This window comes from Myxococcota bacterium (assembly GCA_039030075.1).
Taxonomy (GTDB): domain Bacteria; phylum Myxococcota_A; class UBA9160; order UBA9160; family SMWR01; genus JAHEJV01.
Map to the genome: position 1 here is coordinate 25,354 of JBCCEW010000017.1, position 25,457 is coordinate 50,810.

General features: G+C 69.0%; 23 protein-coding genes. 10 read left to right on the forward strand and 13 right to left on the reverse strand.

Translation table 11 applies throughout. From position 1 onward, the window contains the following. Positions 1-9 precede the first annotated feature (9 nt). The 3 genes from AAF430_17380 to AAF430_17390 form a co-directional block, all read right to left on the reverse strand. On the reverse strand, positions 10-888 hold the full coding sequence (locus AAF430_17380; protein MEM7412003.1) for a sterol desaturase family protein: 879 nt from the start codon (positions 886-888) through the stop codon (positions 10-12). Further along, positions 885-1,508: a TetR/AcrR family transcriptional regulator gene (locus AAF430_17385; protein ID MEM7412004.1), complete on the reverse strand. Its 624-nt coding sequence runs from the start codon at positions 1,506-1,508 to the stop codon at positions 885-887. The genes AAF430_17380 and AAF430_17385 overlap by 4 nt, the downstream gene beginning before the upstream one ends. Positions 1,509-1,623: 115 nt before the next feature. Then, the gene (locus AAF430_17390) at positions 1,624-2,304 is read right to left on the reverse strand and encodes a TetR/AcrR family transcriptional regulator (GenBank protein MEM7412005.1); all 681 of its coding nucleotides are present in this window, start codon (positions 2,302-2,304) and stop codon (positions 1,624-1,626) included. Between the two features lie 61 nt (positions 2,305-2,365). Between AAF430_17390 and AAF430_17395 the strand changes: the two genes are divergently transcribed. Both AAF430_17395 and AAF430_17400 read left to right on the forward strand, forming a co-directional pair. Further along, positions 2,366-3,916, forward strand: coding sequence for an NAD(P)/FAD-dependent oxidoreductase (locus AAF430_17395; GenBank protein ID MEM7412006.1), 1,551 nt, complete (start codon positions 2,366-2,368; stop codon positions 3,914-3,916). A gap of 19 nt (positions 3,917-3,935) precedes the next feature. Beyond that, positions 3,936-4,649, forward strand: a complete 714-nt coding sequence (locus AAF430_17400; GenBank protein ID MEM7412007.1) for a CoA pyrophosphatase — start codon at positions 3,936-3,938, stop codon at positions 4,647-4,649. A 109-nt stretch (positions 4,650-4,758) separates the two neighbouring features. On the opposite strand, the gene AAF430_17405 is transcribed toward AAF430_17400, so the two are convergent. After that, the gene (locus AAF430_17405) at positions 4,759-4,965 is read right to left on the reverse strand and encodes a DUF2188 domain-containing protein (protein MEM7412008.1); all 207 of its coding nucleotides are present in this window, start codon (positions 4,963-4,965) and stop codon (positions 4,759-4,761) included. Between the two features lie 251 nt (positions 4,966-5,216). Between AAF430_17405 and AAF430_17410 the strand changes: the two genes are divergently transcribed. Continuing rightward, positions 5,217-7,322, forward strand: coding sequence for an ATP-binding protein (locus tag AAF430_17410; protein MEM7412009.1), 2,106 nt, complete (start codon positions 5,217-5,219; stop codon positions 7,320-7,322). Here the strand turns inward: AAF430_17410 and AAF430_17415 are convergent. After that, positions 7,253-7,681: a nuclear transport factor 2 family protein gene (locus tag AAF430_17415; protein MEM7412010.1), complete on the reverse strand. Its 429-nt coding sequence runs from the start codon at positions 7,679-7,681 to the stop codon at positions 7,253-7,255. The two genes, AAF430_17410 and AAF430_17415, sit on opposite strands and share 70 nt — an antisense overlap. Positions 7,682-7,739: 58 nt before the next feature. Next, complete coding sequence (locus AAF430_17420) at positions 7,740-8,624, reverse strand: SDR family NAD(P)-dependent oxidoreductase (protein MEM7412011.1); 885 nt, start codon at positions 8,622-8,624, stop codon at positions 7,740-7,742. A gap of 293 nt (positions 8,625-8,917) precedes the next feature. Between AAF430_17420 and AAF430_17425 the strand changes: the two genes are divergently transcribed. Continuing rightward, a complete protein-coding gene (locus tag AAF430_17425) occupies positions 8,918-9,421 on the forward strand; it encodes a CBS domain-containing protein (protein MEM7412012.1) in 504 nt (167 codons plus the stop codon). On the opposite strand, the gene AAF430_17430 is transcribed toward AAF430_17425, so the two are convergent. Together AAF430_17430 and AAF430_17435 are read right to left on the reverse strand one after the other, a co-directional pair. After that, positions 9,376-10,047: a PEP-CTERM sorting domain-containing protein gene (locus AAF430_17430; GenBank protein ID MEM7412013.1), complete on the reverse strand. Its 672-nt coding sequence runs from the start codon at positions 10,045-10,047 to the stop codon at positions 9,376-9,378. The two genes, AAF430_17425 and AAF430_17430, sit on opposite strands and share 46 nt — an antisense overlap. 521 nt (positions 10,048-10,568) lie before the next feature. Beyond that, positions 10,569-10,901 carry a hypothetical protein gene (locus AAF430_17435; protein ID MEM7412014.1) on the reverse strand — a complete coding sequence of 111 codons (333 nt, stop codon included), beginning with the start codon at positions 10,899-10,901 and terminating at the stop codon, positions 10,569-10,571. Positions 10,902-11,186: 285 nt separating this feature from the next. On the opposite strand from AAF430_17435, the gene AAF430_17440 reads away from it, so the two are divergent. The 3 genes from AAF430_17440 to AAF430_17450 all read left to right on the forward strand — a co-directional run bounded on the left by AAF430_17440 (position 11,187) and on the right by AAF430_17450 (position 14,034). After that, positions 11,187-12,152, forward strand: coding sequence for a serine/threonine-protein kinase (locus AAF430_17440; protein ID MEM7412015.1), 966 nt, complete (start codon positions 11,187-11,189; stop codon positions 12,150-12,152). A gap of 209 nt (positions 12,153-12,361) precedes the next feature. After that, positions 12,362-13,372, forward strand: a complete 1,011-nt coding sequence (locus AAF430_17445; protein MEM7412016.1) for a glutamine synthetase beta-grasp domain-containing protein — start codon at positions 12,362-12,364, stop codon at positions 13,370-13,372. Between the two features lie 146 nt (positions 13,373-13,518). After that, positions 13,519-14,034, forward strand: coding sequence for a peptidylprolyl isomerase (locus AAF430_17450; GenBank protein MEM7412017.1), 516 nt, complete (start codon positions 13,519-13,521; stop codon positions 14,032-14,034). Positions 14,035-14,300: 266 nt separating this feature from the next. Here the strand turns inward: AAF430_17450 and AAF430_17455 are convergent, their stop codons facing one another. The 3 genes from AAF430_17455 to AAF430_17465 all read right to left on the reverse strand — a co-directional run bounded on the left by AAF430_17455 (position 14,301) and on the right by AAF430_17465 (position 17,941). Then, entirely contained in the window at positions 14,301-15,530 is a 1,230-nt protein-coding gene (locus AAF430_17455; GenBank protein ID MEM7412018.1) for an SRPBCC family protein, read from the reverse strand. Between the two features lie 25 nt (positions 15,531-15,555). Next, the gene (locus tag AAF430_17460; GenBank protein MEM7412019.1) at positions 15,556-16,254 is read right to left on the reverse strand and encodes a helix-turn-helix domain-containing protein; all 699 of its coding nucleotides are present in this window, start codon (positions 16,252-16,254) and stop codon (positions 15,556-15,558) included. Between the two features lie 187 nt (positions 16,255-16,441). After that, positions 16,442-17,941: an NAD(P)/FAD-dependent oxidoreductase gene (locus AAF430_17465; protein ID MEM7412020.1), complete on the reverse strand. Its 1,500-nt coding sequence runs from the start codon at positions 17,939-17,941 to the stop codon at positions 16,442-16,444. Between the two features lie 163 nt (positions 17,942-18,104). Between AAF430_17465 and AAF430_17470 the strand changes: the two genes are divergently transcribed. From AAF430_17470 to AAF430_17480, 3 genes are all read left to right on the forward strand, one after another. After that, positions 18,105-19,118, forward strand: a complete 1,014-nt coding sequence (locus AAF430_17470) for a putative sugar O-methyltransferase (GenBank protein MEM7412021.1) — start codon at positions 18,105-18,107, stop codon at positions 19,116-19,118. 36 nt (positions 19,119-19,154) lie between these two features. Beyond that, entirely contained in the window at positions 19,155-20,627 is a 1,473-nt protein-coding gene (locus AAF430_17475) for an aromatic ring-hydroxylating dioxygenase subunit alpha (protein MEM7412022.1), read from the forward strand. 64 nt (positions 20,628-20,691) lie between these two features. After that, positions 20,692-21,534, forward strand: coding sequence for a TauD/TfdA family dioxygenase (locus AAF430_17480; protein ID MEM7412023.1), 843 nt, complete (start codon positions 20,692-20,694; stop codon positions 21,532-21,534). Here AAF430_17480 and AAF430_17485 read toward each other — a convergent pair. Both AAF430_17485 and AAF430_17490 read right to left on the reverse strand, forming a co-directional pair. Beyond that, positions 21,531-23,225 carry a glycosyltransferase family 39 protein gene (locus AAF430_17485; protein ID MEM7412024.1) on the reverse strand — a complete coding sequence of 565 codons (1,695 nt, stop codon included), beginning with the start codon at positions 23,223-23,225 and terminating at the stop codon, positions 21,531-21,533. The two genes, AAF430_17480 and AAF430_17485, sit on opposite strands and share 4 nt — an antisense overlap. 50 nt (positions 23,226-23,275) lie before the next feature. Continuing rightward, positions 23,276-25,456 carry a malate synthase G gene (locus AAF430_17490; GenBank protein MEM7412025.1) on the reverse strand — a complete coding sequence of 727 codons (2,181 nt, stop codon included), beginning with the start codon at positions 25,454-25,456 and terminating at the stop codon, positions 23,276-23,278. Position 25,457: the final 1 nt, after the last annotated feature.

Consider the following 25,457-nt stretch of genomic DNA (forward strand, 5'->3'; position numbering starts at 1 on the left):
CCCTGGGAGCTAGCGCGTTTGCGGTGCAGGCCGCCAGCGGCGGGCCAGCCGGAAGGGTTCCACCAGCTGCGCCAGATAGGCGACCGGATAGTCGGACCGATCCGCCACGCCGAGCGCCCCGTCGCGGGGAGCCGCCTCTTCGGGGGCCCGGTAGGTGCCGAGCATCCGATCCCACACGAGGGTGAAGAGCCCGAAGTTCACGTCTCCATCCGTGGAAGCCACGTGATGCAGACGGTGCCCCGGCGCGACCGCCCACCAGCGCCCGAGCGCGCCGAGTCGCATCTCGAGATTCGCGTGCTGCAGGAGCAGCTGCAGCGCGACCGAGAACCCGAGCAGCCATGCGACCGTTTGCGGCAAGCCCAGGACGATGAGCGGCGCGGTACCCGCGAGGGTTTCGAGACCCTGGTGGAGCGGGTGTTTCATCCAGCCGTTCATACCGTACATCCGCGTCACGCTGTGGTGAACGGCATGCAGGCGCCAGAGCGCGGCGTAGCGATGACTCGCCGCATGGGCGAGGGTGATCCCCATGTCGGCCACGACCACAGCCAGCGCCCATTGGGCCAACAGCGGCCAATGCTCGGGCCAGAGCCCTGTCCCAGCGAAGCTCGCGAGTACGGGCAAGAGCGCGATCGAAGCGACGGTGGCGCCCTCGTTGACGAGCGCGTGCAAGAGATCCCGGTCGCCGTCACCGCGATCGCGATTCCACACCGGCTCGTAGGGCCACATCCGTTCCGCAGCGAAACAAGCAGCCAGCGCCGCCGCGAGCAGCACGCCGAGCCAGGCCGGCGCTGCTCCCTGCAACGAGAGCACCATCGCAACCCCGATCGCCGCGACGAAGACCCCCGGCGCGAACACGCGCGTCCCTACCCACCGGAGCGAGCCTCTCATGGCGCGACTCGCTTCCGCCGCTTCCCTTCGCCCACGACCTGCGAGCGCTCCGCAGGCAGCACGAACGCGAGTGCCTGGCGCTCGACCGCAGTCCGGGCCCGCCGCGCCGACCAGCCGTGGCTGCGGCGGAGGTGCAGATAGGTCCAACTCGCGGCGTTGAACAGGAGCTCGGCATCGGCCTCGGGATCTTCGCTCGCGAGGCTGCCGTCGGCCGCCCCGTCGCGAAGCAACCGCGCGAAGGGCTGGGTGTACTCGAAACGCGTCAGGCGCGTCGCGGCTCCCGGGTCTGCGCGGAAGTGGAAGAGCAGCGCGGGGCCGTCGTAGAGGGTCGCCAGCAGCGCTCCGTGTGCGTCGATCGCAGTGAAGAGCACGGCCATTAAGCGCTCCAGACGCAGACGCGCGTTTCCCGACGCGGTGAGCGGCTCGAGGCTCGCGGCGCGAAAGCCGTCGGCGAGTGCCTTCGTCGCTTCGGCAAGGAGGCCCTCCCGCGTCACACCCCGTCGGTAGAGGGTGACCCGATTGACGCCCGCCTCTTCGGCGATGGCCTCCTGGGTGAGCCCGGCGAAGCCATCGCGTTCGAGCGCCTGTTCGAAGCCGGAGAGCAGCGCCTCGGTGTCCATGGCACGGATCGTACACACTCGATTCATATTTGCAACATTCATGTTGCGTTTCTTCGTGAACGCAACACGCCCCCCAGCGACCTGGGGAGCGACCCGCTGCCCACCGGCCGGGCCGCTAGCGGCCCGTCGCCTCCGCGTTCCAGGCCACCTTCGCGAAGCGGCTCGACACCTGGCGGAGTTCTTCCAGGTAGCGCTCGCGGTGGCCCTCGCTCACCGCGGACACCACGACGGTCAGGAGCCCGTGGCGCGCGGCGATGCGGAAGCCGCGGTCGCTCAATCCGCCGGCGGCCCAACCATTCAGGGCTGCGACGTAGGTGAGGTAGGACTGGCGGCCCAACGCCTCGGGGTCCAGGTCTGGGCGGAGCACGCCGAGCTCCTGAGCACGGCGCATGGCCCAGACGTGGATCTGCACCGGATCGAAGGAGACGCGCGAGCCCGACGCCGAAAATTCGCCCAGCGAGCGGGCGATCTGGCGGAACGCCCCCGATTCGGACACGAAGGCCGCCACCGTCGAATCGACCGCCGCCAGCGCGCGACCGATCGGGTCGGGGTCTTCATCCGCCGTCAGGTCGGCCAACGACGCGACCAGGTCGTCGACCACCCGCTCGACCAGGGCAACCCACAGCTGCTCGCGGGTCCCGACGAGGTTGTAGACCGTGGGCGGAGACACGCCGGCTCGCGACGCGATCCGCTCGATCGTCACCGATGCCATCGCCTCGTCGCGCAGCAGTGTCAGGGCGGCATCGAGGATGGCTCCGCGGCGCCGTGCCTTGTTCTTCTCCCGCAGGCCGGTCATCGCCGGGATTCTGGCGCCCGGGAGAAACCTTTACAAGTCTAAAATTTTCTATATTCTGGGAATGGCGAGACTCGTGGGCCCTCTCGCGCCCACGCCGCGCCCACTCGCCACCGGAGGTCCCGTGGCTCACTTCGACGTCGTGATCATTGGTGCCGGCCTGTCGGGTATCGGGATGGCCTACCACCTCCAGTCCCAGTGCCCGGGACGCAGCTACGCGATCCTCGAGGGCCGCGACGCGCTCGGGGGCACCTGGGATCTCTACCGCTACCCGGGCATCCGCTCGGACAGCGACATGCACACCCTGGGCTACGGCTTCAAGCCGTGGAAGGCGCGCAAGGCGATTGCCGACGGCCCGTCGATCCTCTCCTACGTCAACGAGACGGCCGACGAGAACGACATCCGCAAGCATATCCAGTTCGATCGTGAACTCGTGAGCGCGCGTTGGTCGAGTGAGCGCGCGGTCTGGGAGCTCGAGACCCGCAGCAAGGACGGCACCCCCGGCGAGCCGATCACCTGCACCCTGCTCTCCATGTGCAGCGGCTACTACAGCTACGAGGAGCCGCACCGCCCGCCCTTCCCCGGCGAGGAGGCCTTCGAGGGTCCGCTCTTCCACCCCCAGCTCTGGCCGGAAGATCTGGACTACACGGGCAAGCGGGTCGTCGTGATCGGCAGCGGCGCCACCGCGATGACCCTGGTGCCCGCGATGACCGACAAGGCGGCCCACGTCACGATGCTCCAGCGCTCGCCCACGTACGTCGTGTCGCGTCCCGATGAGGACCGCCTCAACAACTTCCTGCGGCGCATCCTTCCCGAGTCCCTCGCCTACCGCATCACGCGCTGGAAGAACGTGGTGCTCCAGCGGCGCGTCTACGAGCGCACGCGCACCCAACCCGAGAAGGTGAAGGACTTCCTGCTCAAGCGCGTGCGCAAGCAGCTCGGTCCCGACTTCGACATCGAGAAGCACTTCACGCCGAGCTACAACCCGTGGGACCAGCGCCTTTGTCTGATCCCGAACGACGACCTCTTCGATGCGCTGAAGAGCGGCTCGGCCTCGGTGGTGACCGATCACATCGAGCGCATCACCGAAAAGGGCATCCAGCTCGAGTCGGGCGAGTTCCTCGAAGCCGACATCATCATCTCGGCGACGGGGCTGACCCTGAAGCTGCTCGGCGGGGTCGAGTTCTACGTGGACGAAGCACCCGTCGACTTCCACGAGACCTTCACCTACAAGGGCATGATGTATTCGGGGATCCCGAATCTGATCCAGACCTTCGGCTACATCAATGCGTCCTGGACCCTGCGGGCGGACATCACCGCCGAATACACCTGTCGTCTGCTGAACCACATGCAGGAGACCGGCACCCAGGTCTGCGTGCCGCGCCTGCGCGACGAGGACCAGGGCATGCCCGAGCACCCGTGGATCGAGGGGTTCTCGGCGGGCTACATGCAGCGCGAGATGCACCGCTTCCCGAAGCAGAGCGATCGCGCCCCCTGGCGCAACACCCAGAACTACACGGCCGACAAGGCGATGATCCGCCGCGCCCCGCTGGAGGACGGCGCCCTTCGCTTCGAGAAGGCCGCGGTCGCCGCCCGCAGCGAGCGCGCCGCCTGATCCCCGACGCTCCCTGGCCATGCAGATCGGCTCCGTGACGCCCGAGATGCGCGAGCGCTTCGCGCGCGCCCAGAAGACGCGGGTCGGCGATTCGCCCCTGCGCCGCCCTGCCCTGTCGGTGACAGCCGATTCGCTGCGCGCCCACTTCTCGAGCGACGTGGGACGACGCGCCGAGGCCCTCGAGAACCCCCACGTCGAACCCGCGGTGAGCGCAGCCGACCGCGAGCGCGCCGTTCCGGCTGCCGTGCTGTTGGGGGTGACCACCACGCCCGGCGCTCTCGACGTCATCGTCACCGAGCGCGACGCCGCGATCTCCTACCCCGGCCATTGGGTGTTCCCGGGTGGCCGCAGCGACCCGGACGACTCCGACGCGGTGGGCACCGCGCTCCGCGAAGCCCGCGAAGAGATCGGCCTCGACCCGGGACGCGTCGAGGTGCTGGGCTGCCTGGGGCCCTACGTGAGCCACAGCGGTTTCCGCATCGTCCCGGTCGTCGCGATGGTCGACGCGGCAGCTCCCCTGGTCGCGCGCGCGGGCGAGGTCGCCGCGATCGCGCGCATCCCGCTCGCGTCGCTGGTCGATTCTCGCGCCTACTTCCTCTACCGCTTCGAGGGTCGACCGGATCGCGCTCACTTTGCGCTGGATCCCCCGGTCGAGGGGCCCATCCTTACGGGCGTGACCGCGTCGCTCGCGATCGGCCTCTACCGCGAACTCGCGAAGACCCACGCGCCCTAGCCCGATCACCCGAGCGGAGACCGAAACGCACGAAAGCCGGTGCGCCCCTCGCGGAGTGCACCGGCTTCGGTTCCGAAACGCGCTCGCGGGAGCGCGCCGCGGTATGGCACTAGGCCGCGTAGCTGCGCTTCGCCTGGATCTTGCCGTTGCGGCCCTTGATCTTCAGCGTGCCGCCGGCGCGCTTCGCCATCGAGCGGCCGCGGCGCACGGCCGTCTCCTTCTTCTTGTGCATGCTCTCGGGCTTCTTCTTGCCCTCCTCCTGCACCATCCAACCTTCGTCCTTTGCACTGCGGACCACGAACGAGTTCTTCGGCATATGTGCCTCCTATCGGCTCCGTTGCGAGAGGTGGAGCCCAGGCCAAGAATCGTCGCCCCCGCATGGGGCCTTGAGGCCCCACCGGCAGCGAACCGGCAACCGGCCCGCAGCGGGGGCGCCAACTGCCCGCGACCGCTCGGAGAGAAATTGGCAACGCTGCGGCAGCTGCGGGCAGGCCTGAGGCGCAAGCGAACTTGCGCCCGGGTTCGCACACCCAATGAAGTCGCTAGGGTGCGAAGCGAGAGGCACGGATGAAGGGTTGGGGACTGAAGTCCTTCTGGGACCGGATCGATCGCTGGGTTCCGCGCGACCTGTCGCCCACCGGCGAGGATGGGCGGTTTCGAGCACGCCTGCTCGTCGCCAGCAGCCTGTTGGCTTCCTTGTCGGGCGTGGTCTGCTTCGTGCTCTTCCACGCCATCGGCGCCGGCACCCAGGCCTGGTACTGCCTCGCCGGAGGCGCCAGCGTTCTCGTCGCGATTCCGATCCTCCAGCTGACCCGTCGCCTCGACTGGGCGGGACACGCCCTGCTGTTCGTGGCGATCGCGGCCATCGAGCTCACGCCGACGCCGGCACCGGACCATCCGCGCATCGGAATCGCCCTCTGCGGCATCGGCTTCGCGGCGGCCCACCTGCTCGGACCGCGCGCCGGACTCGCCTGGACCGCGGTCGCGGTCGCGCTGGCCTCGTGGAATGCGATCGCCATCCAGGATCCCCGCTTCCTCCCGCCCGCCTGGAACACGCCCGTCGTCGCCGCCTTCCTCGGAGCCGGAGCGGCCATGATCGAGGCATCGCGGCGACGGGCCCTCGACCAGGCCTCGCGGGAGCAACGCCGGCTGCGCGTGCTGGGCGACGCCGCCTTCCACTGGATCCTCGAAGCGCAGGACGAGATCCTCACCTACGTGAGCCCCTCGGTGGCCGGTGCGCTCGGCCGCACACCCGAAGCGCTCGTCGGCCTGCCGATGCTCGACTTCGTCCATCCCGAAGAGACCGTTCCCCTGCGGCAGGTGCTCCGCGACGAAGCGCCCGACGGTTTTCGGGTCGAGCACCGGGCGCTGCACGCCGACGGCAGCTGGCTCTGGTGCGAGAGCTACGCGATCCCCCACCCCGAACCCGAGAGCGCCCACCATTGGATCATCGCGTGTCGCAACATCGAGCGGGAGCGCAGCGAGCGCGATCGCACCCAGCGTGCCGAAACCCTCGAGGGCATCGGCGTGCTCGCCGCCGGCGTCGCCCACGACTTCAACAACGTGCTCACCGCGATCGCGGGCCACGCCCAGATGCTTCCGCAGGACGAGGACCGCGACGAGATCCTGAAGGCCACCGACCGGGCCTCCCACCTGACGCAGCAGCTGCTCGCCTTCGGACGGGAACAGCCCGTCGAGTCGACGACCTTCGACGTCCGCGACGTCTTCCGCGACCTCCACCGCATGATCGGCAGCTTCACGCGCGAAGAGGTCGAGCTCGAGGTGGACTCGGGGCACGAACCCTGCTGGGTCCACGGACACCGTCGCAGCCTCGAACAGGTGCTCCTCAATCTGGTCTACAACGCGCGCGACGCCATCGCGCGCCGTGGCTCGATCACCCTGCGCGCCGGCGTCGAGCCCTGTCGCACGCGCGTCCGGATCGAGGTCCGCGACGATGGCCAGGGCATGCCCGAGACGATCCGACGCCGCGCCTTCGATCCGTTCTTCACCACCAAGGACGTGGGACGCGGCAACGGGCTCGGCCTGGCCAGCGCCCACGGCCTGGTCCGGCAGCTCGGCGGCGAGATCGAACTCCGCAGCGAACCCGGCGAGGGCACGACGGCCATCGTGCAGCTGCCGTGCGCCGCCGCTCCCGTTGCCAAGCAGCACGAGGCGGTCGCGCGCGCCCTTCCATCCACCGGCACGGGCCGGGTGCTGATCGCCGAAGACGACGACACCATCCGCGCGCTGATCGCGCGGGCGCTGCGCGGCGCGGGCTATGGGGTCGTGACCGCGCGCGACGGGCTGGAAGCCCTCGCCCGGCTCGAAGCGCACGACGAGCGGATCGATCTGCTCATCACCGATGTCGTCATGCCGCAGCTGCGTGGCTCCGAGGTGGCCCAGCGCGTGCGCGAGATCCGCCCCGTCCTGCCGATTCTGTTCATCTCGGGCTACGACAACGATGAACTCGGCGGCTGGAAGGACCGGGCCGACGGCATCGCGTTCCTCGCGAAGCCCTTCTCGATCGCCGCCCTGCTCGACAAGACCGCGCGGCTGTTCGCATCGGCGGCAACGCCGCCGACGCGCGCGCCGTCGCGGCGGGCTCAGCCCGGGCGCTTGCCGCCCGCCCGGAGCCAGCGGCCGACGACCTCTTCGGCCTCGCGCGGGTTGTAGAGGTCTTCCTGGAGCGACCAGAGCCCGTTTCCGGCGTACTCCAGAATCGTGACGCAGCCGAAGCGGAACACCTCGCTACCGCCGGTTGGATCCGGGAACACCTGCCACGGGTAGAAGACGACCCGGTTCCCCTCGATGACGTGCCATTCGACGGGAAACTCCATCGGCGGCGCCGCCGCCATGGTCTTCTGGATCATCTCGCGGATCGCCGGGCGTCCGCGAATCACGCCGAGATGGTGCTCGATCCAAACGCCATCTTCGCTGTGCAGATCGGCCCAGGCATCCCAGTCCTGCGCGTCGCCGACGGCGACGAAGTGGTGATAGGCCTCTTCGACCTCCGCGCGCGGGAATGTGTCCATGGCTTCTCCTTGGATGGGTTCGGCGAGAGCGTGTCGGAGACGAAGCCGACGCGGTTCTCTAGAAAACGAGTTCGGGAACCGTCGCCGCCTTCGGCCAGTCGGCCATCGACGCCTTGATCTTCTGGCCGATCTCTTCCACGTCCCAGGGCTCGGCGCTGTCCATGTCGCCCTCGGCGATCTGGAAGCCCGCGGGGTAGAGCAGCGTCACACGGTTGCCGCTGATCACGAACTGGCGGCCGGTGATCTCGGCGGCCTCGTCGGAACACAGCCAGGCGATCGCCGGCGACACCTTCTCCGGCGCGAAGCGCTGCTCGGCCCCTTCCGGGAACAGCGCGGCCGTCATCCGCGAGTACGCGTTGGGAGCGAGGACGTTCACGGTGATCTGCGCCTTCGCCCCTTCGATGGCGAGGCAGCGCATGAACCCGGCGATTCCCGCCTTGGCGGCGCCGTAGTTGGTCTGGCCGAAGTTCCCGATCAACCCGGAGGTGGAACTCGTCATGATGATTCGACCGCCGCTGCCCTGCTCGACCATCTGGGCGTAGGCCGCGCGCGTGGCGTAGTAGGTGCCCTTCAGGTGGACGTCGATCACCGAGTCCCAGAGATCCTCGCTCATCTTCTTGAAGGACTTGTCGCGCAGGATGCCGGCGTTGTTGATCAGGATGTCGAGCTTCCCGAACTCGGAGACCGCCGTCTGGATCATCTGTGCGGCGTCGGCCTCGCTGGTGACCGATCCGAAATCCGGGGCCGCGCGACCACCGGCCTCCTGGATCTCCTTCACCACCTGCTCGGCAACGCGTGAGCCATCACCGGAACCGTCGACCGAGCCGCCGAGGTCGTTCACGATGACCGCCGCCCCTTCGCGCGCCAGGCACAGCGCGTGTGCGCGTCCCAAACCGCCGCCGGCGCCCGTCACGAGGGCGACCTTTCCGTCCAAGATTCCCATGGCTTCCTCCACGTGGCGGGCTGGGTGGCCCCCGTGCGCTGTTGCGAACCCGCTACGCAGCGCTCGCGCCCGGGGCGAGGCCGGAAGCTAGCAGTCGGGCTCAGCACTGCCTGCTGCGGCGTGCGACCGCGTCGGGAGAAGCAGAACCCAACGAAATTCGCGCGTTTGCGCCGCTTCTGCCTACCCGTCCAGAGCCGCTGCAACGCGCCCCGAGCCGCACGTCTTGGTGTTAGTCTGGAGGAGTCGGCGGCTCGCCTCCGGCACGGAGGCGGGACCGGCTTCGGAGGACCGCCATGCGAGCTGCACGCGTCACAGCCCATCACTCGATCCCGATCGCCCGCGAGATCATGAAGACCTCGCTGACGACGCTCACCCCCGACATGCCCATCATCGAGGCCGTGAAAGCCTTGCTGAAGAGCCGCGTGTCCGGGGCCCCGGTCCTCGACGCCAACGGGAAGCTGGTCGGCATCTGCTCGGAGCTCGACTGCCTGCGCGTCCTGACCGCCGGGGAGTTCTACCGGGACGACCACCACGAGGATGGCCGGGTCGCCGACTACATGAGCACCGAGCTCATCACCGTGGGGCCGGACGAGGACATCTACCGCCTCGCCCAGTTCTTCCTCACCCACTCGATCCGGCGCTTGCCCGTCGTCGAGAACGGGGAGCTACTCGGTCAGATCAGCCGCCGCGACGTCCTTCACGGAATGGAGAAGCTCGGTGAACACACCGTGGTGCGGCGTCGCTACCCGGACTACCTCGAGCCGGCGGGCGACGTCGGCGCGCGCCGCACCGAGTGAGCGCGTCGCCGCCAGGCCCAGAACCCCACCCCCGCGACGAGTAGCGCCGCCGGCGTCGGCTCGGGGATCGGCGTGAACGTGAACTCGGTAACGAGCCCGCGACCGTCGAAGCCCGCGCCAAAGTCGTGGGCCTTCGAGAAGACCCCGTTCGCGGTGCGGTCCTCGTCGAACCTCGCCGCGCCGGTGGGGTTCGCACCGGCTCCCGTGATGCGGATGTCCAGGAGCAGGTTGCCGAGGCTCGCGTCGTAGTCGAAGGACGTGCCCGCGAACGTCAGGACGGCCGGGGCCGGGCCGGAGAGGGCCTGGACCCGAAACAGCGCGACATCGGCCCCGAGATTCCCGTCGAAGTCGAAGAGGTCGAGATCGTTCACCCCGAGCGAAGTCGTCGTGAGGTACACGCTGTAGGTGCCGCTGCGCAGATTGCCCGCGCCGTCCTGAAAGAAGGAGAGGGCCTCGATCCGCAGCACGCCCGAGAACGAGGAAGCGTCGTAGATCTGCTGGTAGCGGGTGCCCGCCCCGAGGTTCGAGCCGAAGGGAATACCGTTGCCGGGAACGTCGGCGACCCCCACGGTCAGGCTCGCGGCGCTGGCCGGGAGCACCGCCGCGGCGAGCACGAGTCCCAACACCCAGGCGGAATGGGCCAGGCGACGGGCCCGCGCGCGAGAGGCCGGCCGAATGAAGCCGGCCCACCGGGCGGAGGCACCGCGCGACCGCGCACGGCGGCAGTGCGAGACAGCGCGAGGCGCATTCGAATCGAGCATCGATCTCCTCCCGCCCGGCGCCCCCGAGGACCGGGGCGCGGTAGCTTGAGAAAAGAGAAACACCTATCAATTTGACTGATCGTTTCGGTGTTTCACACTCGATTCTTGAGTCGCCGTGCGCCCGCCTGGCGACACAGGAAACCCGCCCCACACGAGGGGCGCCGCCCAACAGGGGGCTTCAGGCGTAGGGCGAGCCGAACCGGCGGGCTTGCTGCAACGGGGCAACCGGCGCCCGGCGGTCCCCTGCCCTTACGACGGCGGAACGCTCGGCGCCGGCGCACGCGACGTCGCGCGAGCGGGTGGAATCCGCGGAGACGGGCGGGACGCCCGGGCACTGACCGGGCGTCGCGGGCGCAGCGGGGTCGGTGCAGACCCCGCCGACCCGCTCATCCCTCGCGGGCGGCAGGATCGCCGGGGCGGACCCACAGCCAGACGAGGTAATGCTCGCCGCGGTCTTCGACCGAGCGGTACTCGACACGCGCCCGGTGGGAGTAGCGGACGCCGACGCCGGGGTCGGCAACGCTGGGAACCTGGGTCAATTCGATCGGGCGACCCGACGGGCCGAAGAGCTTCGTCGTCGGAAGGACCACGTAGGTCACCGATCCGATCTGGATCGTGTCGTTCCACTCGTCTCGGTCGTAGACGAGCCCGCTCGGGTTCGCGCAACCGATCGAGAGCATCAGGAGAAAGGCTCCGCTGAGCAGGGCAAAAGCACGCATGTCGACTCCAGGAGGTTCCCGATCCCAGGCCTGGCTAGAGCAAGGGACGTGCCGAGAAGCCGTGGACGATCGAAAGCCCTCCGCGCGACGGGCGTCTCCAACCCGCCCTACGCGTCGGTTGCGTACGCTCGAGCGGGGATCCGTCCGCCGGTTGCGCCCTGCAACGGACACGCACTACCCAGTCCGCAAGAAGGCGCGTAGTGCGCATCGCACGCTCTGGCCGTTCGCCGCACACGCAGCGATCGCCTAGCGTCCGGGAGTCCGCGCCCCCAGCGAGAGGACACGATGCCCCGCTTTCCCGAGCCGCCCGCCGACGACTACGCCATCGTCTACCTCGAGGACACGGATCACCCGCTCCCCGAGAAGCTCAATCCCGGCACCCGCTACGCCTACTTCAAGACGATCGCGAAGGGCGGCAAGTCGATCATCCAGTCCTGCAAGGACCTCCATCTCCGCCGCGTCATCTGTTACAAGAAGCTGCGGCCCGAGTTCGCGGACGATCCGACGGAGACCCGCCGTTTCCTGCGCGAAGCGCGCGTCAGCGCCGCGCTTCAGCATCCGAGCATCATTCCCACCTATGAAGTAGGGCGCGACTCCCGCGGCCAGTACTACTTCACGATGAAGCTCGTCCACGGCTTCACGATGCGGGAGCTCTTCGACGAGAAGTACCGCGACCGCTACGACCTGACGCAGCTGATCGACGTCCTCATCGATGTGGCCCACGCGCTGCGCTACGCCCACGCCCACGGTGTCGTCCACCGCGACATCAAGCCCGACAACATCCTGGTCGGACCCTTCGGCGAGGTGCTGCTGATGGATTGGGGGCTCGCCAAGGTCTGGAGCGAGTCCGGCGACAGCAACGAGCCCGAGCCCTCGAAGGCGCAGGCCGACGTGTCCTCCGACGACGTGACCGCCATGACGCTGGCCGGGAAGCTCGAAGGCACCCTCGCCTACATGTCGCCCGAGCAGCTCGACGCCGATCCGGAGATCGATTTCCGCACCGACCTCTACAGCATGGGCGTCGTGCTCTACGAGATGCTCGCCCGGCGAACGCCGTTCGAAGGCGAGAAGGTCCACCACCTGACCGAGGCCATCCGTGCCGGGAATCCGCCGCGGCCGTCGACGCTCAACCCTCTGCGGATCCCGCAGCCCCTCGAGGACCTGGCCCTCCAGTGCCTCCAGATCGACCCCGACGCCAGGATCTCGGGCTGCGAGGAGCTGATTCGCCGTCTCCAGAACGACTGGCGCTGATCCTTCGCCGCGTCGGCGACGGGCCGCACCCCCCCCGCCTTTCCGGCTGGCGCCGCGCCCCGGTGTTGCTCATGATCTGGGCGCCGCCGCCCCCCAAACAGGCAATCCCCGAGCCGAGACCGGCTCAGACGGGCCGACAGGGCGGATTGGGCGGAACAGGTTTTGCATAACCGTCTATCTACCCTTCATTTTCAGGAGAACAGGAGACCATGAAGAGCAAGCTGGAATACATCTGGCTCGATGGCTACACGCCGACGCAGTCGCTGCGCAGCAAGACCCGCGTCGAGTCGAACTTCTCGGGCAAGCTCGAGGACTGCCCCATGTGGTCCTTCGACGGCAGCTCGACCGAGCAGGCCGACGGCAGCGACTCGGACTGTCTGCTGAAGCCCGTCGCCGTCTTCCCCGACCCCGACCGCAAGAACGCCTACCTCGTGATGACCGAGGTGCTCAACGCCGACGGCACGCCCCACGTGTCGAACGGCCGCGCCACGATCGAAGAGGACGACGACGACTTCTGGTTCGGCTTCGAGCAGGAGTACTTCCTGTGGGATCCCGAGACCAACCTGCCGCCGGGCTTCCCGCGCGCGGGCTACCCGCGACCGCAGGGCCCGTACTACTGCTCGGTGGGGGCGAGCAACGCCTACGGCCGCGAAGTCATCGAGGAACATCTCGACCTCTGCCTCGAAGCTGGCCTCAATGTCGAGGGCATCAACGCCGAGGTGGCCGCCGGTCAGTGGGAGTTCCAGGTGTTCGCGAAGAGCGCCAAGGGCGCCGGCGACGAGACCTGGGTCGCCCGCTACATCCTGGAGCGCACCGCCGAGAAGTACGGCCTCGGGATCGATTGGCACCCGAAGCCCCTGGGTGACACCGACTGGAACGGCTCGGGCATGCACGCCAACTTCTCGAACAGCGCCATGCGCGAGGCCGGGAAAGAGGACGTGTTCAACAAGATCTGCGAGACCTTCGGCAAGAACATCGACCGACACATCAGCGTCTACGGCGCCGACAACGATCAGCGCCTCACCGGTCAGCACGAGACGCAGTCGATCGACCAGTTCAGCTTCGGCGTCTCCGATCGCGGTGCCTCGATCCGGATTCCGGTGGGCACCGTCGAGGACGGCTGGAAGGGCCGCCTCGAGGATCGCCGCCCGGCGTCGAACGCCGACCCGTACAAGGTCGCGGCCGCCATCGTGAAGACCACGAAGGAAGCCGGCGTCTAGGACCGTCGCCGCGGGCACGCCCCGCGTGCAGCATCCCGAGCCGGGGTCTGGCGTATCGCACGCCGGACCCCGGTTTTCGTTGGGGCAGCGGGCGATTTTCGGCGCGGCGGGTGGACGCGACGCGTCGGAACGGGTACCCACCGTCCATGGCCAACCCTACCGCGCTCCTCGAGACGTCCCTCGGAAACATCCAGGTCGAGCTCTTCGTCGACAAGATGCCCCTCACGGCGGGCAACTTCATCTCGCTGGCGAAGGATGGTTTCTACGACGGGCTGCATTTCCACCGCGTCATCCAGAGCTTCATGATCCAGTTCGGGTGTCCCCACAGCAAGGATCCGAACAGCCCGATGGCCGGCACCGGAGACAGCCCCAACGGGCGCATCCAGGACGAGCATCCGGACGACGCGAAGATCTCGAACGAACCCGGCACGCTGTCGATGGCGAACACCGGCCAGCCCAACAGCGGCGGCTGTCAGTTCTTCATCAACACCGTCCACAACGACTACCTGGACTGGTTCACGCCCGGCCAGAGCAAGCACCCGGTCTTCGGGCGCGTGACGGAAGGCATGGACGTCGTTTCGCAGATCGAATCCACGCCGACCGCCGCAGGCGACCGCCCGGCCGACCCGGTGCAGATGATCCGGATCACCGTCCAGGAGTAGGCGGCCTCCCCGCCCCAGTGCCCTGCGCGGCCAGGCGAGCGAGTTTCGGCCGCATTCGAGGCGCCGGAGCGCAGCCATAGGATCGCTACGGCGAGCTTCAGCAACGCAGCAGGCGGCCGAAAGACGCCGCCTCACGCAGGCCTGCAAGAGCCTGGAACCTACCAGGCGAGCGAGTTTCGGCCGCATTCGAGGCGCCGGAGCGAGGATCGTAGGACCGCTACGGACTCGCTCCGGGAACGAAGAAGGCGGCCGAAAGACGCCGCCTGTTAGAGGTCGAGCTTCTCTAGCGGCGCCATCCCCAGCGCCTCCCGGAAGCGCCCGTGGTAGTGATGGAGCGCCGGCTCGTTGCGCCCGAACACCAGATGGTCGAGCTGGCCGCTCTCGGCCGCGCGCTGCTGGTGCTCGCCCATCACGTAGTCCTCTTTCTCGATGGTGCTGTCGAAGACTTCGGTGAAGGCCGAGAGCGTGAAGACGCGATCCCCGCCCCGGTACTCGTAGGCGTTGTCGGCATTGATCTGTTCGTCCGAGGTCGTCCCCTCGGCGCGTTCGATCAGCTCGGGGTGGAAGTAGTGCACCACGCGGGTCAGCGAACGCGAGGGGTCGCCAGGCACTGGGTAGATCTTGATCACGCTCGCGGTCTGCTCGCCGAAGGTGAGCTGAATGTTCGGAAACAGGTAGTAGAGCGGGCTACAGCCCTGGACCAGGCTCCACTCGTTCTCGGGCTTCGTGCGCATCTCGTCGATGCGCTTCGTCGCGATCACGAAGCGATGGTTGCGACCGAACGGCTCGTAGCCGAGCACGTCCCCGTGGAAGATCTGGCCCAGCGTGTTCCGGTGGAGCCGCTTGAAGTGATACGTCTCGCCGAAGGTGTCGTTGGCGAGCTTCCAGTTGAGGCGCCCCTCGATCACGGTCTCGCCCGCGTGCTGGAGCTCGCCGAAGCCCCAGGATCCGATCTCCTGCGAGAGCCCGGCCAGCTGCTGATCGAGATCGATCGTGCCGTTGGCCTGGGGGTGCACCCAGAGGAGGCCATCGCGCTCGACGGCCGGGAGCTCGACGAGGCCGTGGCAGGCCTTGTCGATCTTCCCGACGTGGCTCTCCATGGGAACCGTCTTGAGCGCGCCGTCGCTCCCGTACATCCAGTTGTGGAAGGGGCAGACGAAGCGGGGACTGGTCCCGCGACCCTCGGCAAGGCGCGCCCCACGGTGGCGACAGGCGTTGACGAACGCGTGGAAGTCGCCGTCGCGATCGCGCGTCGCCAGCACCGGCACGCCGAAGTCGTCCACGGTCATGTAGGAGCCGGGCTCGGGAAGCGAGCCCGAGAGCCCGATCAGCTGGGGGTGTTGGCGAAAGAACGACTCCCACTCGCGGTCGGCGATCTCCGGGCAGGTATAGACCGAAGTCGGCTGGCGGTAGCCAACGCCCGCGTCGACGTTGCGCTGTTCGTCGAGCTGGCTCATCAGCTCTTTCAGGATCGAGAGTTCGACTTCACGCTTCATGGGGTCTCCTTTGCGTGGGCTCGGGCTAGGCCGAGCGTCGCCGTGCTTTCGGGCGCGCACGGTCGCCCGCACCCGTGCGGGCGAGCTGCCGTTCCAATCGATGGAGCTCCGCGTCGATCGACGCGCGGGTGGCGTCGGTCGCGACGGAGGCCAGGGCCAGGTAGAGGCCGTACAGGGCACGGGCCTCGAACTCCGCAGGCGTCAGCAGGCCGTAGCCCCACTGGATGCAGGCGAGCTCGAACCCGTGATAGATCTGCAGCCCGAGCTGCTCCGGGTTGCGCGTGTCCTGCAAGAGGCCCTGGGCGATCGCCTGCTCGATCCCCCGCTGCTGCATCGCCGCCGCGCGTTTCGCCAGGCGCCGATCGGGCTGGGCGTCCGGCAGCCCGCCGTAGTTCGCGATCACCATCGGCACGTGGATCCCGGCGCGCTTGGACAGCTCCCGCACACTCACGGTGATGACAGCGCGGCAGCGCTCGAGGGGATCGTCCAGCGGCGCTTCCGCATCGATGACCCCGACGATGCGATCGACCGCATCATCCACCAGGGCGTGGAGGATCTCGGCCCGCACCCCGTAGAGGTTGTAGAGGGTCGTGACCGACAGGTCGGCCTCGGCGGCCAGCTTGCGCATGGTCAGCGCCTCGACGCCTCCCGCCGCGATCAGGCGGCGCGCCGCCTCGAGGATGCGCTGGCGCCGGGCTTCGATGTTGAGGTCGCGGAGAGACATGCCGCCCCCGGATCACGGGAAACTTGGAACGTCGTTCAAAGTTGTAACACCGTACCAACCTTCTTGTCCACAGAAATCGCCGGACCGCTGGGAGACGCGAGGAAGAGCCCCTGGGTCCAGACCCGGGGCTGGGGGCCCGGTTCCGGGGTTGGGCTGGCTCGGCGGCGGGCCTGGTGGGCGGCCGGTCTCAGGCGGCCCGCGCCGGTGCGTCGCCGTCGCGCCGCTCGTAGTACTCGTCGAAGCGCGGCGCGCGCATCGAATCCAGGTAGCGCTGGGGCGACCAGGGGTAGAGGTTCGGCAGACCCGACTTGTCGTAGTACCAGCTGGTGCAGCCGCCCGTGTACCAGACGGTGTTGCGGATCGCCTGCTTCATGGCCTGGTTGTAGTCACGGAACGCTTCTTCGCGCACTTCGAGGGAGGCGAGCTGCTCGTCGCGCATCCGGTCGAGCATTGCCACGACGTACTCGAGCTGATGCTCGGTGATCGTGATCAACGACAGGTTGCCGACCGGACCGGTGGGGCCCTCGAGCATCCAGAAGTTCGGGAAACCGGGCACGGCCACCGCGCGATGCGCCCGCGGCGCGCCGTCCCAGGTGGTCTCGAGGTCGCGACCGCCCTCCCCCGTCACGCGCGTCGGCAGGATGAACGAGGTGTGGTCGAACCCGGTCGCGAGCACGAGCACGTCGAGCTCGTGGAGCACCCCGTCGGCGGTCTCCACGCCCTCGGGCACGACCCGCGCGATCGGTTCGGTCACCAACTCGGCGTGGGGCTGCGAGATCGCGGGGTAGAACGTGGAACAGAAGATCAGCCGCTTGCAAGCCGCCTGGTAGTCGGGCGTCAAGCGCTCGCGCAGCTCGGCGTCGGGGACGTTGTCGGCGAGGTTCTGGAGACTCGCTTCGCTGAGCGCCTGCTGCTGCTCGGCATCGCCGACCGTCGCCTCGGAGAAGGTCCGCATCATGCGGTCCTTGTAGAAGTCGTAGCCGTAGCGCTGGAGCGACGGGAAGCGTCGCAAGAGCGCCTTCGTCACCGAGCGGTACTCCACCTGGGGCAGCGGCACCATCCATTGGGGCGTACGTTGGAAGACGCGCATCTGCGCCACCTGGTCTGTGATCGCACCGACGATCTGGCACGCGGTCGAGCCGGTGCCGACCACGCCGACGCGCTTTCCCTCGAGTTCGACCGAGTGGTCCCAACGCGCCGAGTGGAAGGCCGCTCCCGCGAAGCGCTCGAGCCCCTCGAACTCGGGCAGGACCGGTCGGTGCAGGATCCCGGTCGCCGAGATCACGACGTCGAAGCGCAGCGTTTCGCCCGCCCCGGTGGTGAGCTCCCACTCGGGCGCGTCGTAGCGCAGCGCGGCCACGGGCGTGTCGAACCGGATGTGGCGTTCGACGTCGAACTCGCGTGCCACCCGCTCCATGTAGGCCTGGATCTCGGGCCCGTAGGAATAGCGATGGGTCCATTCGGGATTCAGCGCGAACGAGAACGAATACCAGCGCGATGGGACGTCGCAGGAGAGCCCGGGGTAGGTGTTCTCGCGCCAGGTCCCACCGACGCGATCCGCTTTCTCGAAGACCGTGACGTCCGTGTAGCTGGCGCGACGCAGGTGCACGACCGCCGCGATCCCGGACATGCCCGCCCCGATGATCGCGACCCGGGGCGTGCGCCCCTCGGATGCCCAGCCTGCCATCGCCCTGCCTCCCTGGCCTGGGCCCGATGACCCGCCGTGCTCCAGAGTACACCGCCGCCCGGGCCCAAGGCGCGCCGCAGCTGCGGAAAACCCTGACGACACGCGGCTCAACCCGGCGCTTCTGCTGGCCGATGAAGAGTCCACCAAGGGAGGAACCGCCCGCTTGGGACGCGTACGCCGCTGGCTCAATCCGAACCAGCTCCGACTCCAGACCAATCGCCTGCTGCGGCGCTGGGACCTCGGCCTCTACCGACCCTCCTGGGTGGAGTCCCAGCTGCCGGAGCAGTACACCCACGGCGACGCCGCCCTGCCCGAGGGCGCGGAAGCGGCGTTGCGCACCGACCACCCGCGTCTCGCCGAGCTGCGCGCCCGCTACTCCGGGCATTGCGCCGCCGCCGTGTCGGCCTGGAGCGACCTGCGACTGGAAGGCCAGATCGACCTTCGCCGCTTCCGCGGCGACAGCCAGTACCTCTACCAGGCACGCGGCACCTCCGACGCCGCCTACGCGCTGTCGACCCACTACGCCTTGCGCCACGGTCGGCTCGGCGTACTGGACCGGCTCGACGAGGACGGGCTCTTCGGTGCACTGCTCCACGACGTCGACGGTCGCGCCATCAGCCGCGATCGACTCGATGCGGCCCTCGAGATCGAGGCGCTGGCGGAATGGCTCGGTGCGGACGCGCTCGCAAAGGGACGCGTCCTCGACATCGGCGCCGGGTACGGACGACTCGTCCATCGCCTGGCGCAGTGGGCCCCCGACGGCGAACGCGTCGCGACCGACGCGGTGCCCACCTCGACCTTTCTGTGCGAGTACTACCTCGGGTTCCGCGCCTGCCCAGGCACCCAGGTCATAGCTCTCCACGAGATCGAGAACGCGCTGAGCACACGCCGCTTCGACCTGGCCACCAACGTCCACAGCTTTGGCGAAGCGCCGCTCGCCAGCGTGCGCTGGTGGATCGAGCGGCTCGCCGCCGCCGACGTCCCCCGGCTCTTCCTCGTGCATGTCGAACCCGAGCTCTTCGCCCTGGAAGACGACCTCACGCGGGCGCCGCTGGCGCCGGTCCTCGAGACGCTCGGCTACCGCGCCGTCGACGTCCAGCCGAAGTACGCCCACTCGGACGCCGTCCAGCGACTCGGCGTCTTCCCGGCCTGGTACCACTGCTACGAGCGCGGCTAGCCCGCGCCGAGCAGGTGACCCGCTACCTTCCGCGGTGTGACCCTCGAAGACTCCCTGCGACGCGTCTGCGCGGCCTCGGCCGGTGAAGCGCGCGCCCTGCCCTTCGCCGCCTACACCGACCCGGACCTCCATGCCCGCGAGCGCGAACGGATCTTCGCCCGCGAGTGGATCGCCCTCGGCTCGGCCGCCGCGCTTTCCGAACCCGGCGACACCCTCACCGTCACGCTCGGAAACGAGCCCGTCATCGTCGTGCGCGGCGAGGACGGCGAGCTCCGCGCGCTCTCGAACGTCTGCCGCCACCGCGGGACCCCGCTGCTCGACGAAGGGATCGGCCACGCGTCCAGCCTCGTGTGTCCCTATCACGCCTGGGGCTACGGCCTCGATGGCCGACTCAAGGGCGTCCCACACCCCGGCGACGTCGTGGTCGACAAGGCGGCCCACGCGCTTCCGAGCTATCGCGTCGAAACCTGGGCCGGCGTCGTCTTCGTGAATCTCGATCCCCAGGCACCGCCCCTCGCCGAACGCGTCGCTGGGATCGATGCGCGGCTGTCGCGCTATGCGCTGGATCGGTTCACCCATCCAACGCGCATCTCGCTGCATGCCTGGGACGCGAACTGGAAACTCGCGGTCGAGAACGGCATCGAGAGCTACCACCTGTTCCGCGTGCATCCCGAGACCCTCGAGCCCTACACGCCGACACGCGGTGCGTTCTATCTGGAGGGCTCGGCCGAAGCGACCCTCACAGCGGGCACGACCAAGCTCGCGCGCGCCGCGCATCCGGGCGACTCGGAAGGACTCGGCGCCTGGGAACGCGAGCACTACGTACTCGTCTCGCTTCCCCCCTCCTTCGTCGGCATCCTGACCGCCGACTCCTGGGGCTGGATCTCGGTGCTCCCGAGTGGGCCCGAGCAGTGCACGGTGCTGGGCGCCGGGCTCTCGCCGGTCGCGACGGAGGAAGGTGCCGGCTCCGAGTTCTTCGAAGCCTTCCTCGCGGAAGACCAGGCCATCTGCGAGCGCAACCAGCGCGGCATGCGCTCGGCACAGGAGGGCGGACAGCTCGTCGAGCTCGAGCGCGTCGTCGTCGACTTCCACCAGTACCTCGGGAACCGTTTGTTCGGTACGCCGACCGATCCCCCGTTCTCAGTCGAACGGGACTCGGCGGAACCGGACGCTTCGCCCCCACAGGCAACGCCCAAGACCGCCGCGTCCGCTCCAGCGTCGGTCGACGTCGCGCCGAAGCGACGCTCCCTCGCGAAGCCCTGGAGCATCGCCACCCTCTGCGTCCTGGTGGCGACCACGCTCGCGGGCTGGAGCTGGCCGTGGGGTCTGCTCTTCCTCTTCTGGACGCTTCGCTCGCTGCGCGACGGGATCACGCAGCTGGTCGAACCCGTCGCGCGCGCCGAGAACCCGGCGCTCTTCTGGAGCATCAACGCGGTGTGGGCCCTGGGCTCCATGGCACTCATCGCCTTCGACCTGTGGCGCTGGCTCGGTCCCGCAGGGCCGGTCTAGTCGACGCACAGGGCCTCGCGCCGAGTCCACCCTCGGCGTAGCCTTGGCCGAACGGAGGTCTCCCATGCCCCTCGACATCACGCCGACCGGTCAGGCCTGCGGCGCCCACGTCCGCGGGATCGATCTGACGCAGCCGCTCTCGGACAGCGACGTCGAGGAGATTCGCACGGCGTGGCTCGAGCACCTCGTGCTCGTGTTTCCGAACCAACCCATGAGCAACGGAGATCTCGAGCGCTTCACGCGCTACTTCGGTCCCTTCGGCGACGATCCCTTCTTCGGCTCGATTCCCGGCCACCCCCATATCGCCGCGATCCAACGCGATGCCGGCGAGACCACCCCGCTCTTCGCCGAGAGCTGGCACACGGACTGGAGCTTCCAGGAACACCCGCCCCAGGGCACCTGCCTGTTCGGGATCACGATCCCGCCCCAGGGTGGGAACACCCGCTTCGCGAATCAGTATCTGGCCTACGAGCAGATGCCCGCTTTACTGCGCAGCCGCCTCGAGGGAAAACAGGCGATCCACTCGGCGCGCATCCCCTACGGACCCGACGGGATGTACGGCCGGACCGATCGTGACTCGGGACGCAGCATGGACATCCGCGTGTCCGAGGCCGCGCTGGCCGAGCAGCGGCACCCGATCCTGCGCGTCCATCCCGAGACGGGACGCAAGGGCGTGTTCGGCTCCCTCGGCTACATCGTGGGAATCGACGGGATGGCGACCGAGGAGGCCCTGCCCCTGGTCAAAGAACTCTACGATTGGCAGAGCCGAGCCGAGTTCATCTACGACCACGCCTGGGAAGCGAACATGCTCGTGCTCTGGGACAACCGCAGCGTGTTGCACCAGGCCACGGGCGGCTACGACGGTCACGCCCGCTTGCTGCACCGGACGACGATTGGATCGGCCTAGCGGCCGAGCGCGGGCCGCGGCGGGATCGGCGCACGAACCTCGAGGACCCGGTACAGCTCGGGCGCCGACGGGCCCAAGCTGAACGGCACCGGACCCCACACGCTGGAGTAGAAGCCGGCCCCGCCCCCCATCAGGCTCCAAGGGCTGGTCCTGCCGGCATCGCGCACCTCGAGCTCGATCGCCTTCGACGGATCGAGCTGGGTCAGGTGGACGTTGTTGCGCGGCATGATCACGATGTCGCCGGGCACCAGCCGGTCGCGATGCACGTCGTAGGCGCGCCCGCCCGCGCTTTCGAAGTAGTACTGGAAGCCCCAGTGGCCCTGGAAGAACACCCGCTGGGCGCCCGCCCCGTAGTCGTGCGCCAGCTGTCGCGCCATGCGCATGGCACCCGTCGCCCAGTCGCGGTCGGCGTGGGCGACGCTGAGGGAGAGCGCCGCGCCGAGCGCCAGCAGCGGGGCGGCGCGTACGAGCGATAGGGGCGAACCCGCGCGCGCCTCCCACGCGCGCACGCCGCCCAGGGCCGCTGCAGGTACCAGGGGCAGGACTGCACGCGCGTTCGCGCTCCAGTTGAAGAACGCCACGAACGCGAAAACCCCCGCGCCCCACAGGACCAGGAGTGCGTGATCGGGATCGCGTGCGGCGCGACGCGCTCCGGCGACGCCGAGGGCCACGAGACAAGCCCCCGCCCAGGCGAAGATCACGACGTGAACGAGCACCCAGCCGCGCGTCGTGGCTACATCGATCTCATAGGGAAGCGGACTCCAGGCGACGACGGCTCCGACCAACGCGAGGAGCGCGAGCGCCCCCAAGACCCGACCGCGCGGGTCACTGGCCCCGCCCGTCAGGAGCGGCAGCGGAAACGCGCAACCTCCGATGAACGCCAGAGCGACGATCGCGTCGTTCCACCACGGTTGCCCCAAGTACTGCCGAACGCCGGTGGCATAGCCCGGAACCTGGCTCAACAACCCATGACCGTAGAGCCCATGGGCCGCCGCCTCGAAGCCGACGAGCACCGACACGGGCAGCGCGAAGACCGCCCACACCCGGGGCGCGCGCACGCCGCGCAGTGCCGTGTAGGCGGCGAGGAGTGGCAGCAGGGCCACGGCGAAGTACTTCGTCAGCGCCGCCACCCCGATGAGCGACCCGCCAACCACCAGCCAGCGCGTGGAGCCGCGGTCGAGCCCCCGCACCCAGCACGCGATCGCCCCGCACCAGCAGGCGAGCATCGGCAGGTCGCTCATCAGCGTCGTCGCGGAGACGAAGAACGCGGGCGTGGTCGCCACCAGGGCGGTCGCCACGCCGGGTGAGCGCGTGAAGCGCTCGGCCAGGAGGTAGACACCGAGGAGTGCGCCGAGGGCCCAGACGAGCGCCACGCCGTGCTGGGCCGCGATGCTCGGACCGAACACGCTCCGCACGCTGGCCTGGGCATAGCTGACACCGGGAGGGTTCTGCTGAATGGCGTGCACGGGATCGCGGGTGCCGTGCCAGTTGAGCTCGAACCCGTAGGGATCCGTCGGGTGGGTCTGGATCCGCTCGGCCACCCAGAGGTAGACGGGATCGTCGACGTGCACGGGCTTGTCGAGGAACGCGAGCAACCCGAGGGCGACGACGCCGCACAGGAGCCCCAGCTCCTTGCGTCGGCGCGCCGCGGTGGCGGGCGCCGGCGGCGCTGCGTCCGACGCGACATCCACGCCGGTCAGCGTACCCGACGAATCCGGCCCAGGGGGCGAAAGCGCTGGGGTTACCCCTGCGCGAGCTCCTGCTTGCGGCGCCGACGAAACGCGTGGAGCAACGGCTCCGTGTAGCCCGATGGCTGCGTGGCGCCGTCGAAGACCAGGGCCCGGGCGGCCTCGAACGCAAGACCGTCGAAGCCCGGCGCCATCGCCACGTACTCCGGATCGTCCGCGTTCTGACGGTCGACCACCTCGGCCATCCGCCGGAACGCGTCCTCGACCTCGTCGCGCGAGATCACGCCGTGCGCCAACCAGTTCGCGAGGTGCTGGGACGAGATCCGGCAGGTCGCCCGGTCCTCCATGAGCCCGACGTCGTTTCGATCGGGCACCTTCGAACAGCCGACGCCCTGGTCGATCCAGCGGACCACGTAGCCGAGGATGCCCTGCACGTTGTTCTCGATCTCGAAGCGTCGATCGGACGCGGACCCGCCCTTGGGATCGCCGAGGGGAAGCTGCAGGAGGGTCGCGGGATCGGGCGGCGCAGCGTCACGAAGCGCACGCTGGCGCGCGAAGGCGTCCACCTCGTGGTAGTGGACGGCGTGGAGCGTCGCGGCGCTCGGCGACGGAACCCACGCACAGGTCGCGCCCGCTTCCGGATGAGCGCGCTTCTGCTCCAGCATCTCGGCCATACGATCGGGCATCGCCCACATGCCCTTGCCGATCTGGGCGCGCCCACCGAGGCCACAGTCGAGCCCCGTGCGCACGTTTCCGGCTTCGTAGGCCGCGATCCACGGCGTGCGCTTCATCGCCGCCTTCGGAACCGCGGGGCCGGCATGGAACGAGGTGTGGATCTCGTCGCCGGTGCGGTCGAGGAAGCCCGTGTTGATGAACGCGACCCGGTCGCGCGCCTCGGCGATGCAGGCAGCCAGGTTGACGCTCGTGCGCCGCTCCTCGTCCATGATGCCGAGCTTGATCGTCTGCGCCGGAAGCTCGAGGGCCGCTTCCACGAAAGCCATCAGCTCGCAGGCAAAGCGCACCTCGGCGGGGCCGTGGAGCTTCGGCTTCACCACGTAGATCGAGCCGGCGCGCGAGTTGCCTCGCTCGGCGCTCTTACGCAGCAGGTCGTGCTTCGCGGCAAGGGCCGTACAGAGCGCGTCCAACAGCCCCTCGAACACCTCGTTCCCCACCGCATCCAGGACGGCAGGCGTCGTCATCAAGAGACCGACGTTGCGCACGAGCAGCAGCGAGCGACCCGAGAGGCGTTCTTCCCCACCGCCGGGGGTGCGGTAGCGACGGTCCTGCGCCAGACGGCGCGTGACCGCCTCCCCGTTCTTCACGAAGGACTCGGCCAGGTCTCCCCGCATCAACCCGAGCCAGTGGCGGTAGACCTGGGTCTTGTCCTCCCCGTCCACGGCCGCGACCGAGTCCTCACAATCCATGATCGTGGTCACCGCGCTCTCGAGCTCGACGTCGGCCACGCCAGCCCGATCGCGCGCGCCCACCGGATCGTCCCGGTCGATGCGGAGCTCGATCCCGAGACCGTGGTGACGGAAGAGCAGCCGCTGCGCCCCCGATCCGTCGACACGTGCGCCGACGAAGGCCTTGGGGTTCGCCAGTGCCCGCACGTGCCCCGCCGCACCCTGCATCTGCAAGTGCCCGTCTTCCCCGACGGCGTACGCAACGAGGTCGTGGTGGGAGCCCTCGGAGAGAGGCAGGCTGCGATCCAGGAAGTCGCGGGTCCAGGCGACCACCCGGTCTCCGCGCGCCGGGTCATAGGGCCCGGGCGGCGGCGAGTCACCGAGCGCGTCGGTCCCGTAGAGCGCGTCGTAGAGGGACCCCCAGCGCGCATTGGCGGCGTTCAACGCGTAGCGCGCGTTGCTCACGGGAACGACGAGCTGGGGCCCGGGGGTCGTGGCGATCTCGGGATCGATCCCCGTGAGCTCCACCGCGAAGGGCGCCGGGAGCGGCTCGAGATAGCCGATCTCCCGCAGGAACCCGGCGTAGGCCTCGGGCTCGATCGGACCCGGCCGCTCCCGGTGCCAGGCGTCGATCGCATCCTGCAGGCGCTGCCGTTCGTCGAGCAGCGCCTGGTTGCGCGGCGTGAACGCGCGCACCAGCTCGGACAGCTTTGCCCAGAAGGTCGCGGGATCGACCTCGCTCCCGGGCAGCGCCTCCTTCTCGAGGAAGGCGTGCAGCCGCGGGTCGACCTGGAGATCGAGCACGCGGACGAGACCATCGCGTTCCGACACC

Coding starts and splice junctions, on each gene's coding strand:
- AAF430_17425 (MEM7412012.1), top strand. CDS start 8,918: ATGCGAGCTGCACGCGTCACAGCCCATCACTCGATCCCGATCGCCCGC.
- AAF430_17415 (MEM7412010.1), bottom strand. CDS start 7,681: ATGGACACATTCCCGCGCGCGGAGGTCGAAGAGGCCTATCACCACTTC.
- AAF430_17445 (MEM7412016.1), top strand. CDS start 12,362: ATGAAGAGCAAGCTGGAATACATCTGGCTCGATGGCTACACGCCGACG.
- AAF430_17395 (MEM7412006.1), top strand. CDS start 2,366: ATGGCGAGACTCGTGGGCCCTCTCGCGCCCACGCCGCGCCCACTCGCC.
- AAF430_17480 (MEM7412023.1), top strand. CDS start 20,692: ATGCCCCTCGACATCACGCCGACCGGTCAGGCCTGCGGCGCCCACGTC.
- AAF430_17410 (MEM7412009.1), top strand. CDS start 5,217: ATGAAGGGTTGGGGACTGAAGTCCTTCTGGGACCGGATCGATCGCTGG.
- AAF430_17420 (MEM7412011.1), bottom strand. CDS start 8,624: ATGGGAATCTTGGACGGAAAGGTCGCCCTCGTGACGGGCGCCGGCGGC.
- AAF430_17435 (MEM7412014.1), bottom strand. CDS start 10,901: ATGCGTGCTTTTGCCCTGCTCAGCGGAGCCTTTCTCCTGATGCTCTCG.
- AAF430_17455 (MEM7412018.1), bottom strand. CDS start 15,530: ATGAAGCGTGAAGTCGAACTCTCGATCCTGAAAGAGCTGATGAGCCAG.
- AAF430_17390 (MEM7412005.1), bottom strand. CDS start 2,304: ATGACCGGCCTGCGGGAGAAGAACAAGGCACGGCGCCGCGGAGCCATC.
- AAF430_17400 (MEM7412007.1), top strand. CDS start 3,936: ATGCAGATCGGCTCCGTGACGCCCGAGATGCGCGAGCGCTTCGCGCGC.
- AAF430_17440 (MEM7412015.1), top strand. CDS start 11,187: ATGCCCCGCTTTCCCGAGCCGCCCGCCGACGACTACGCCATCGTCTAC.
- AAF430_17450 (MEM7412017.1), top strand. CDS start 13,519: ATGGCCAACCCTACCGCGCTCCTCGAGACGTCCCTCGGAAACATCCAG.
- AAF430_17460 (MEM7412019.1), bottom strand. CDS start 16,254: ATGTCTCTCCGCGACCTCAACATCGAAGCCCGGCGCCAGCGCATCCTC.
- AAF430_17405 (MEM7412008.1), bottom strand. CDS start 4,965: ATGCCGAAGAACTCGTTCGTGGTCCGCAGTGCAAAGGACGAAGGTTGG.
- AAF430_17380 (MEM7412003.1), bottom strand. CDS start 888: ATGAGAGGCTCGCTCCGGTGGGTAGGGACGCGCGTGTTCGCGCCGGGG.
- AAF430_17385 (MEM7412004.1), bottom strand. CDS start 1,508: ATGGACACCGAGGCGCTGCTCTCCGGCTTCGAACAGGCGCTCGAACGC.
- AAF430_17465 (MEM7412020.1), bottom strand. CDS start 17,941: ATGGCAGGCTGGGCATCCGAGGGGCGCACGCCCCGGGTCGCGATCATC.